This is a genomic window from Longitalea arenae, assembly GCF_016924755.1.
Classification (GTDB): domain Bacteria; phylum Bacteroidota; class Bacteroidia; order Chitinophagales; family Chitinophagaceae; genus Niastella; species Niastella arenae.
In genome coordinates, this window is the sequence record NZ_JAFFJX010000006.1 from 391,626 (window position 1) to 402,591 (window position 10,966).

Genomic DNA, 10,966 nt, shown 5'->3' on the forward strand with positions numbered 1-10,966 from the left:
ACAATAATTTTCTTGTTAAAAGGGTGAGTCTTCTTAATAGGACTCACCCTTTTTGTGTTTATAGAACTGCAGGTAAAACGGTAATCATTAAAAAATAACTGTTTTACGAGTATATTTATAAGGAATTAATGTAACTTATAAATGGAACCCTTAATACATACTTAAATCAATTTCCGTTTAATGGAAAAGAGTATGCTTGCAAACAACCGTTCGGGCGATGTCATTCTGCTATCGGTCGAAAGAAGATCAGGCATCATAAAAGGCATCTGGCCGCTCGGCGCCACGCTGCATGGCGTGGCCGGCAAACGGTGTTTAGGCAGGAAGATCCAGTCCTTTCTCAGTCATGCGGCTACAATGGCTCTTAAAAAAGCCGTATCGAAAAAAAACAAAGAGGCCGATACTCCGCTCCCGCTGGAATTCCATTCCAAAAAATCAGCACCAGCCACTTATAACTGTTCTGTATGGCATATGCGCAAACAAGCGTTCGTACTGGTAATACATCAACCAGTAAACCAGGAGGCTGCAGCTGCGGTGACTGAATTTATCGCGAGAGAAGAAGCAGAAAAATTGGTACGGGAAGCAGAAGATAAGTTCAAACGCATTATTGAAAAGATAACCATGCCCATTGCTGCGTACGAAATACATCTGCCCAAGCGCTTTGCGTTCATGAATCCCAAATTCACCGAATGGTTTGGCTATACCATCGAGGACCTTCCCGATATGGATCGCTGGCGGGAACTTGCGTTCCGCGATGAAACCTATTTTCTGCAAATGCAAAAGCAATGGCAAACTGAATTATATAAAGTGCATAGCGGTGAAAAGCCCGAAAGCGGGCCGATAGATGTAACTGTATATTGCAAAGACGGCACCATAAAAGACCTGGAACTGTCGCTGACAACAGATGAAAATCTTTGTTATATAACATTTAATGATGTTACTGAACGCAATGCCATCTTAAGGACCCTGCGGGAGAACGAGCGGCATTTCAGGAACATCTCCGAACAATTACCCATTCCCATTTGTGTATTTAGTGACAAAGGCGAAACCCGGTTCCTGAACCAGGCGTTTATCGATACGTTTGGTTATGGTAAAGAAGATATTCCTACCCGGAAGGACTGGCTGTTAAAAGCGTATCCGGACATTAATTACCGGCAAGAGATAAAGGCCACCCGCGAGTCGGTAAAACAAACGCATCAGAAAAGCGGCACATTGGTTAAGCATTATGAGGTCACGTGTAAGGATGGGTCGAAAAAGAAAGTGGAATTTTTTGTGTCGGCCGGGCAGAAGAATATCTATATCGTCGCCAATGATGTTACCGGAAAAGTAATAGCCGAACAGGAGCTGAAACAATCGCACCGGCAACTCAGAGAACTATCCTCTTACCTCGAAAACATCAGAGAAGAAGAAAGGAAACATATTTCCCGGGAGATCCATGATGAACTGGGACAACAATTGACCCTGTTAAAGCTCGACCTGTTACAAATGACAAAAAAAATTAACCGGGAAGAAACGGAGCTGATCGAAAAAATGAAACAGGCCGATCAGTTACTGGCTGATACCATGCGATCGGTGCGTAAGATAGCTACCCAGCTGCGGCCCAGCATTCTCGATAACCTGGGCCTGGTAAGTGCGCTGGAATGGCAAAGCCGTGAGTTTGAAAAGAACTTTGGTATCCACTGCGTTTTTGAAAGCCTTTTGAACGAACCTTATTTCAGCATATCTCAATCAAACGCCTTATTCCGCATATACCAGGAAGCCCTCACCAATATTGCGCGCCATGCGGGCGCCACGCAGGTAGATGCGGTGCTGTCGCAGGACAATGACAGGTATGTGCTGGAGATCAGGGATAATGGTAAAGGCTTCACCATGGATGATGTGGTGGACAGTAAAAAAACACTGGGCCTGAAAGGCATGCAGGAAAGAGCGCTGATGATTGATGGAGAGTTTCAAATTCAAAGCAGTCCCGGCCAGGGAACATATATTCAAATATCCATCCCTATACTAATCACTAACCAGGAAATAAACCAACTGTGACGAAATTTTTAATCGCCGATGATCACAGCCTTATCCGGAAAGGCCTGAGCACTTTACTGCGGGAAGAATTTCCCGGGGCAGAAGTTAGCGAAGTGACCGATTCGGCTGCCCTGCTCAGAGAAGCCGTGGTGCAAAAATGGGATCTGATCATTTCAGATATTTCCATGCCCGGCCGAAACATACTTGAAACCCTCCGTCAACTGAAAAAATTATTACCAGCCACACCGGTACTGATCCTCAGTGTACATCCCGAAGATCAGTATGTGGTACGGGCGCTGAAAGCCGGCGCCTCTGGTTACCTGAATAAAGAAAGCCATCCCGATGAGCTGATAAAAGCCGTGCGGCAATTGCTGCAGGGCAAGAAATATGTGAGTGCAGAAGGCGCTGAGAAACTGGCCGCCGCTTTTGGTGATGATCCCAATCAGTTACCGCATGAGAAATTATCAGAGCGGGAATTCGACGTATTAAAGCGGATCGCTTCCGGCAAAACAGTATCTGAAATTGCCAGCTCGTTGTCCCTGAGTGTGAACACCATCAGCACCTACCGGTCGCGCATACTGGAGAAAATGAATATGCAGAATAATTCGGAGTTGACGGTGTATGCCATAGAGAATAAGTTGATCTGAAAATCTGACCGGTTACTGCCGGTTACCAGTTACCAGTTGCCGGTTACCAGTTCCCGGTTACCGGTTGCCGGTTACCGGTCTCCTGACTCGCAGAACCCTAGCCATGCAATCTGTGACTTGTAACCTGAGTGTCTTCCCCCGTGACCTGCAACCTGTAACCTGAGTGTCTTCCCCCGTGACCTGCAACCTGTAACCTGTAATACTTTCTTTAGAACGTGCTCTTCCTCCTTATCGTGAACTTTGTTTTGTAGTATAAACAATGACAACCAGTAATTGTCATCCTGACAAAAAAACGACAAGTAACCCTATTGGCCACCATTGGTTGTTGTTGCAACTTTGCCCTTCAAACAAAAATGCATGAATGAAGCAATCACTCTGTATCCTCTTAATAGATGATTCGGCCTTATTCATTCATCGCATCAAACAACTGCTTTCTGAACGTTATAATAATGTCTCCATAGCGATCGCCGGCTGCTATGAAGATGCCCTAACGATGTTCGCCCGAGAAACACCGCATTTGATCTTCCTGGATATCAACCTGCCAGACAGGAGCGGTATTGACCTGCTGGTAAAATTCAGGGAAATGAACAGGCATGTGACGATCGTCATGCTTACCAATAACGACCCTGGTGAATATTTGGAAACATGCATGCGCCTTGGAGCAGATTACTATGTAGAGAAGTCTATGGGGTTCGACTCCATTACAGGCATAACAGATAAGGCCCTGGAAAGCCTTCTAAAACAAAAGTAAAACCAGCTATGAACATGAGTGACGGATGGTCACCTCATTGTCCGCCCGCGGGCGGACAGGAATCGGTGTACTATGCAATCATTGACCAGGAAGGCCGGATCTTATCTATGAACACGGCCATGAACGAAGCTTTTGGCCCCGGATCCAGCCGGCAGTTGGATCATTTTCAATCCCTGTTATCAGAAACTGACCGGGAATTATTCACTACCCTATTGACAAATAACGACCCTGCCCTGCAATCTTTCCCTGTTAATCTGTACACCAATACCGGCCCTGATCAATTGACATTTAAATGGTCTTTTTTTCAGCTTATATCCGGAAAAGAAGACAAGGGCTATATCCTCTGCGCGGGATCCAGCGATGAGAACGCCTTTAGCGCCGAAAATACCGCCCCCCTGAAACAAGACGCAACGCAAAAAGACCAGCAATCCGCCCTTTCCGGCATGTTGATCCGCATGCTGGACCATGAACGGCTGATGATCGGACAGGAACTACATGATAATGTGAACCAGCTGCTTTGTACCGCTAAACTGCACCTCGACCTGCTGCAGGTGTATAAGGCTGATAATCAAAAAGCAAAAGACATTACTATTCAGCTGCTCAAGGAAGCAATAGATGAGATCAAGAAGTTATCGCGTGGAATGGTACTGCAAAAACTACAAAAGGATACCCTGCTTGAAAGTGTAAGAACTTTCATTGAAGACATCAGATCGGTTCACAAGATCAATATTGTTTTTGGCATCCATCAGTTCAATGAGGAGCTTATTTCCGACCATAAGAAAATCAATATCTACCGGATCCTGCAGGAACAATTCAGGAATATCATAGAGCACAGCAACGCAAAAACCGTGGTCATGACCCTCGAAACCGATGAAAGGCAGGTGGAACTGATCATTGACGACGATGGCATCGGTTTCGACCCCGGTCACATGGTAGATGGCATTGGCCTGATCAATATCAGGGAAAGAGCCAGACACCTGCACGGCCACTGCGAGATCACTACATCGCCGGGTAAAGGCTGCCGGCTGCATATCACGATTCCTTTATGAAAACCCATACACGCTCAATTGCAAAACGCTGAACGCCGGACCGGTTGATGGCCGGCACGCGCAAAAAGCTGCCCGGGAGCATCGGGTAAAACACCCTTACCTTCTATGCGCAGTAATTGAGCACAATTTTACAAAAGCTTCTGATACATGATCAGGAGCTTTTGTGCTTTTAACAAGGTAAGACTATTTCCTGCGCCAGCTTCCCGAGCTTTTTAAGCGATTGCTGCAAGCTGCGCTTTATTTTACTTTTACCGGCTAACGCTGGCAAATAGCGATTGATAAAATTATTTTTCCGGTAAATATCGAGCGTAACGCGGGTCGTGTTATCGCTTATTCTGTCGAGTGTAAAATAGGTGATATTATAGGTGTTCTCCTCCGTTTCACTGAACCTGATCTTATCGGGATGATAATAATAACTGCTGCTGTAAAGAACGCTTTCACCAGCATCAGTGATACAACGGCAACGCATACCAATCCGGGGTAAGGGATGTTCAATATCCACCACCTTTAGTACGCCTTCCTGCCAGCTGCTTCTGTAGTTAAAATCACCGGTAGCATGGAACATGGTGATGATATCTTTATTATACTCCTGCGACATCGACAGGATCTTTACGATCTCCGATTCATTCACCGGCTCCAGCGGTTCTGGTGGTAATTCTTCTTTCAGCTTACTTAACAATGTGTAGTGATAGGGGATCACTCCGGTCTCAGTTTCTTTATTACTGATATTCCAATGCATCCATTGCCGGATATCTTCCGGCTGACCGGGCAGCAGGTTATCGGTAACCAGCCAGTACTCATGTTGCGCTATGTCGTTCTTTAATAACTGATGCGCCACGATCACATCTTTGCCAATAAGTTTATTGAACTGCTGTACCTGGTACCCTGTAAATTCACCATAATGGGTGATCACCTTCAAAGTAAGCTGAATAGCGGCAGCACAGGCCGCACACTGGCAATAGCGCCGGCGGTCATAAGCGATCAAGCGCCGGTGAAAGGCGCAGAACATATCCTCTACCTGCTGATACAGCGCTGGTAAAGCCGGCGGATCACCAAATTTGTAAAACAGGATGGCGTCGCCTTCAATCTCGGAGATCTGCAAACCGAGGTGGTTGGCATTGATCAACACTTCCAGCAATTCCTGAATAATGAAACGGCTGTGTTCAATTTCCGATTCAGAAACAAAACGGGTAAAACCGCTGATATCAGGAATAAAAAGCAGACCGCGGTTGTCCATTTTTTTCTTTAAAGTTACACAAATCCCAAGATCTCAGAAGCTCTTAACGGCAACCCGTCTGATGTATGATTTCTGATTTCGGGATTTCGGGATTTATTGATTTCTTCCGGTTCAAAGCTTTTGATAAATCCCAAAATCCTTTATGATCTCTGATTTCGGGATTTCGAGATTTATTGATTTCTTCCGGTTCGAAGCTTTTGATAAATCTCAAAATCCCAAAATCTCAAAATCCCAAAATCCTTTATGATTTCTGATTTCGAGATTTCGGGATTTATTGATTTCTTCCGGTTCGAAGCCTTTGATAAATCTCAAAATCCCAAAATCCTTTATGATTTCTGATTTCGGGATTTCGAGATTTATTGATTTCTTCCGGTTCGAAGCTTTTGATAAATCTCAAAATCCCAAAATCCCCAAATCTCAAAATCCCAAAATCTCAAAATCCCCTTAGTCATTTTTACCTATTGCCTGTTGCTTATTGCCAACGGTTTTCGCATCGCGCGTATTTTTTTGTACAGCAATGGCGCCAAATAATGCGAGAATGAAAGAGAAGGCATAATATCCTTTTTCGCTGGGTAAGATGGCCGCATTCCATAAACCCACTACCAGTAATACAATGGACAGAATGCTGCAAAACCAGCTTACACCGTAATAGATGTCGGTAACCGGAATACCTTCCAGTTTGTCACGAACACTTTTTTGAACAGAGATAACGGAAAAAAGCCCGAACATTAAAACCGTAAAGTAATAGCCCTTTTCGTTCAGTTGCATTTCGGCGCGCCATAAGCCGATTAAAAATCCTGCCATACCGGCGCCAAGGGCAATCCACGAAGCCGCGATAAAGGCGTTTGAGGGTTTTTGGTTCATTGGTTGTTTTTTAAGGTTAACTACAAGACCGAACGGGTAAAAATAGTAAAATAAAGATATATTCAAAACCCATAAATTCCTGCTAAAAAGCGACGGCCGGACCAAAATACCGGAACACATTGGCCACTGAAAGTGAATGGCAATTATACCATTTAATATAGTTACCTTTAACAGTGGCCTTTATACATAGTCCCCGTTGATAACGTTTATCCGCACTCTGCTCTATTTGTAAGTCATTCAAACGGTAACGATCATGAACAACTACAAACAAATGGCAACTGCTTCGCTGCTGGTTGCGTCCCTGGTGTTATCGTGCAGGGAAACCCAGAAGCCCATGCTGGCCAAAGAGATCAGCGCCATCAATTTGAAAACGGGTAAGGTGGTGTTATGCGGCCCCGAAGATAAAGGTGTAGGTAAAGTATCATTTATTATCTCCGGTGACGACAGCACATCAAAACAATTTAATTTCGGCATTGCCCTCTTACATTCCTTTGAATACGATGAAGCCGAAAAAGTGTTTGCGCAGATCATTCACCGCGATCCGCAAATTGCCATGGCTTATTGGGGCGTGGCCATGTGTAACTTCCATCCCTTGTGGACACCACCCGAACAGCCGGAACTGATAAAAGGCAATAAGGCATTGGAAATTGCCCGGTCAATAAATGCCAAGACCAACCGCGAATCGGATTATATTCAAGCATTATCTGCTTATTATAAGAACTGGGAAAAACTCGATCATCGCACCCGCTGCCTGCAGTACGAAGAAGCCATGAGAAAGTTATCGGAGAAATATCCCAACGATAAGGAAGCGGCGATCTTTTATGCGCTGGCGCTGGATGCAGCCGCGGATCCTGCCGATAAAACCTATACCAAACAAAGGAAGGCCGGACAAATTCTCAACAGCCTTTACCCCAATGCACCCTATCATCCGGGCGTTGTTCATTATATTATTCACACCTATGATTATCCGGAGCTGGCGCACCTGGCCCTGCCTGCAGCCGAAAAATACGCATCGGTAGCCCCTTCATCGGCCCATGCCCAACATATGCCCTCGCATATCTTTACGCGGCTCGGCATGTGGGATGAAAGCATCGCATCGAACCTGGCTTCTATAGAAGCCGCCAGGTGTTATGCACAGAGCGCCGGCATCAAAGGTGTATGGGACGAAGAGCTGCATGCTATGGACTATGTAGTATATGCTTATTTACAGAAGAAAGACCTGAAAAGCGCCAAACAACAATGGGATCACCTGAATACTTTCAAAGAAGCCTCCCCGCCTAATTTAAAAGGCGCCTATACATTTGCCGCTATCCCTGTACGGTATGTACTTGAAAACAGGTTATGGAAAGAAGCGACAAAACTAACTACCACACCGGCCGGATTTCCGATGCAGCAATTTCCCTGGCAACGCGGCATCATCCATTTTGCCCGGTTACTCGGTTTTGTACACCTCGACCAGGTCGACAGCGCCAAACAAGAGCTCGGCATCCTGAAACAATTACAACAAGAATTACTGGACAAACAGAAAACCTATTATGCCAACCAGGTAGCTATCCAGATCAACGCGGCCGAAGGCTGGATCTTATGGAAAGAAGGCAAACCGGCAGCTGCCCTGGAAAAAATGCAACTGGCGGCAGATATGGAAGACAAAACCGAAAAACATCCCGTAACGCCCGGTGAGGTTTTACCTGCCCGGGAATTGCTCGGCGATCTCTACCTCGAAATGAAAGCGCCCGAAAAAGCATTAGCGGCTTACCAGGCAAACCTGGAGAAACATCCCAACCGGTATAACGGCTTGCAGGGAGCGGCCCAATCGGCCAGTTTATGCGGCAATAAAGAGCTGGCTGATTTTTATGCCAGGCAGCTGCGAGCAGTAACGGCGGCTGACGGTAAATCGATAGCCGGCGCACCATAAAATAAATTCACCGTCTGTCCGTTATTGTACGTTTTAAAAGTTCGTAGCAATACAATTACCGACAGCAATGAAAAAACAGTCAGATCTGAAGAACGAAAAGATCCAAGAGTATACTTTTTTAAACGACATGTACGAAGACGACTATTTTCCCACTGACCTGGTTGATAAAGGCAAGGAAATTTTAATTGACCTCTGCTTTGAAATTGAAAGAACACATCCCAAAGACCTGGAAGAACTCTATGCATTAACACATGCGGCCACCGATAGATTCAATGACCTGCAGGACGAGTTTTATGAGAACGACAGTGAGATCGAGACCGTGGCCAGGGACGTTATTGGCGCAGACTTCAGTTTTATTGCTACTGCATACGGCTATAAGAATGCTGACCCCGAGGAACTGATTGCAACCAGGGACTGGTAACGACAATGACTGTAAGGTCCGCCATAGAACCTGCATAACCAGTAACTCACATTGCCTGACCTGCCAGGTGCATTTCTACTTAGCCTTGTGCATGCTTACATGATGCATCTGACAGATGAGGCTCCGCTCTTTATACCAACTGCATACCTTCTGCCTTCAACTTTTGAAATAACAATAATAGAACAGCGCTTTTAGCAGCATCAGACTTACCCACATCGTTACACCAGAAAAAAGCTTTCAGATCAAAGCCATCGTCGTACACTTTCGTAAATAAGATGGAAGGCTCCCGCTCTTCATATACATACCCCGAGGCCAGGATCGCTTTCTTCACAATGCTGGAAACCACCTCCATATCTCCATTACCGGTAATGCAGAGGTCCATCTGCACGCGTTGCTGATTATTGCTCAGGGTCCAGTTTACGATCTGTTGAGAAAGCACATCGCCATTGGGTATGATCACCTCTGCCCCATCGCCGGTGAGCAGGGTGCTCGACCGCAGACCGATCTCGCGCACTTTACCGTTCTTATCCCCTATTTGCACCACATCCCCTATTTGCAGCGGGCGGTCGAAAATGAGAATGATACCAGATACAAAATTGTTTACGATATTTTGCAAACCTAAACCAATACCAACGCCAAGGGCGCCGAGTACGATGGTGATCTTGTCGACCGGAACACCGGAAGCGGCCACGGCCAGCAGGTAACCCACGCATAAAAGAACGAGCCGGGCGATCAGCAGGCGCGAACGCTGCCCTTTATTATGTATTTCATCATCATCGTTGCCGGTATCGCCAAAAAAGTAACCCACATATTTTTGCAGCAGGTGGGCGATCCAGATAATAAAGAAAAACAACAGCACGCCGCCGAGGGTAAAGGTGGCGTTCCCGATGCTGCGCGAGTGTGCCAGGAATTCACCAAGCACACTCAATGCCGATGTATAGATATTCAGGTTGGTGGCAAATACGATCAACCAGAGAATGATGACCAGGAACAGGATGGGCCGCCGAAAACCAGTGAGCACCGGCTGGTAATTCAATCGTCCTTTTACATTGCGGCGAAGGCGGCTGCTAACGATCTGCAGCAGGATGGCCTCCATACAGATCTTGCTGAATACGGCCAAACCGATGGCCTGGGTAAACGCAAAGATGGCCGAGCTGCCCAGGATCTGCGCCAAAGAAACGCGCCCGAATACATTACACAACACACTTACCACATTCATGATATTGTGCAGGTTGATCACGAAACGCAAAAAACGCCGCGCCGGCAGATGCTGTTGCATTTGAGAAAGGAAGAGGATGCCAAAGACCACCGACAGCACGTTCAGTAATACCAGCCAGTTGCGCTGCCAGAAGCCGGGATCAGCCATATGATGGGTAAAAGAAAAACAAATATAGAGGATCACGATAGCGATCCAGTATACGAAGAGACGGCGGGGCCATTTTTTCCAGCAGATGATCGTGAGGATCACAAGCATGAGGAACTGTACTGATTCGATGTATGCAGAAGGTGCATGCAGATCGAACAATGGCGCCACTGCCAGCATCATAATAAAGGCAGCCACAATGTAGTTTTGAGGCAGGTATTCAAACTCAAGGTCATTAATGCGTTCCAACGCGTTCAAACGCTTCAGGGTTCTAATATTGCGGAAAAGCCAAACGAAGAACAAGATCCCAATGAGCAGCAGGACGAGCCGCTTCTGGCCACTGTCCCTGAAGTAATAATGGAGGGCCTTTCTTTCACCATCATACGCTTTACCGAGCGAATGGCGGGCGCTGGCAGAAAGCCGGGTTGTATCTTTTTCCCAGAGGTAATTATGTTCCTTGCCGAAGATGCGGGCAGCAGAAGTATTTAACAGCTCATTGACCTTATCAAGCAATTGGGAAGATGAGATAGAATTAGAGGAAACACGTGCCTGTAAGTGGTTCACTTCAGCCAGGCTTTCGCGCAAACCCGTGGTAGAACTTTTGAACAATTCGCGCATGCCTTTTAACTGGGGTGCAAACTGTTTACGCAATACCGAGTCGCGCCAGATCTGGCGCATGACGGTATCTCCTACCAGGCTTTTCATA

The 10,966-nt window shown here is 46.2% G+C and carries 9 protein-coding genes; 6 read left to right on the forward strand and 3 right to left on the reverse strand.

Annotation, left to right across the window (positions count from 1 at the left end; all coding sequences use genetic code 11):
- Nucleotides 1-180: 180 nt before the first annotated feature.
- From JT717_RS16300 to JT717_RS16315, 4 genes are all read left to right on the forward strand, one after another.
- Nucleotides 181-2,034, forward strand: a complete 1,854-nt coding sequence (locus tag JT717_RS16300; RefSeq protein WP_205511555.1) for a PAS domain-containing sensor histidine kinase — start codon at nucleotides 181-183, stop codon at nucleotides 2,032-2,034.
- Nucleotides 2,031-2,660 carry a response regulator gene (locus JT717_RS28825; RefSeq protein WP_205511556.1) on the forward strand — a complete coding sequence of 210 codons (630 nt, stop codon included), beginning with the start codon at nucleotides 2,031-2,033 and terminating at the stop codon, nucleotides 2,658-2,660. Before JT717_RS16300 ends, JT717_RS28825 begins: the two co-directional genes overlap by 4 nt.
- Before the next feature lie 361 nt (nucleotides 2,661-3,021).
- Nucleotides 3,022-3,411 carry a response regulator gene (locus JT717_RS16310; RefSeq protein ID WP_205511557.1) on the forward strand — a complete coding sequence of 130 codons (390 nt, stop codon included), beginning with the start codon at nucleotides 3,022-3,024 and terminating at the stop codon, nucleotides 3,409-3,411.
- Nucleotides 3,412-3,425: 14 nt separating this feature from the next.
- Nucleotides 3,426-4,460 carry a sensor histidine kinase gene (locus JT717_RS16315; protein WP_205511558.1) on the forward strand — a complete coding sequence of 345 codons (1,035 nt, stop codon included), beginning with the start codon at nucleotides 3,426-3,428 and terminating at the stop codon, nucleotides 4,458-4,460.
- A 169-nt stretch (nucleotides 4,461-4,629) separates the two neighbouring features.
- On the opposite strand, the gene JT717_RS16320 is transcribed toward JT717_RS16315, so the two are convergent.
- Nucleotides 4,630-5,697, reverse strand: coding sequence for a DUF2652 domain-containing protein (locus tag JT717_RS16320; RefSeq protein WP_205511559.1), 1,068 nt, complete (start codon nucleotides 5,695-5,697; stop codon nucleotides 4,630-4,632).
- Nucleotides 5,698-6,141: 444 nt separating this feature from the next.
- Nucleotides 6,142-6,561 (reverse strand): inner membrane protein YiaA, encoded by a 420-nt coding sequence (gene yiaA, locus JT717_RS16325; RefSeq protein ID WP_205511560.1) that lies wholly within the window; start codon nucleotides 6,559-6,561, stop codon nucleotides 6,142-6,144.
- Between the two features lie 253 nt (nucleotides 6,562-6,814).
- On the opposite strand from yiaA, the gene JT717_RS16330 reads away from it, so the two are divergent.
- Both JT717_RS16330 and JT717_RS16335 read left to right on the forward strand, forming a co-directional pair.
- Nucleotides 6,815-8,476: a tetratricopeptide repeat protein gene (locus JT717_RS16330; RefSeq protein ID WP_240348153.1), complete on the forward strand. Its 1,662-nt coding sequence runs from the start codon at nucleotides 6,815-6,817 to the stop codon at nucleotides 8,474-8,476.
- 67 nt (nucleotides 8,477-8,543) lie between these two features.
- Nucleotides 8,544-8,897, forward strand: coding sequence for a DUF5713 family protein (locus JT717_RS16335; RefSeq protein WP_205511561.1), 354 nt, complete (start codon nucleotides 8,544-8,546; stop codon nucleotides 8,895-8,897).
- 130 nt (nucleotides 8,898-9,027) lie between these two features.
- Here the strand turns inward: JT717_RS16335 and JT717_RS16340 are convergent.
- Nucleotides 9,028-10,966: mechanosensitive ion channel domain-containing protein (locus tag JT717_RS16340; protein ID WP_205511562.1), on the reverse strand; the 1,939-nt coding region annotated here is incomplete at its 5' end.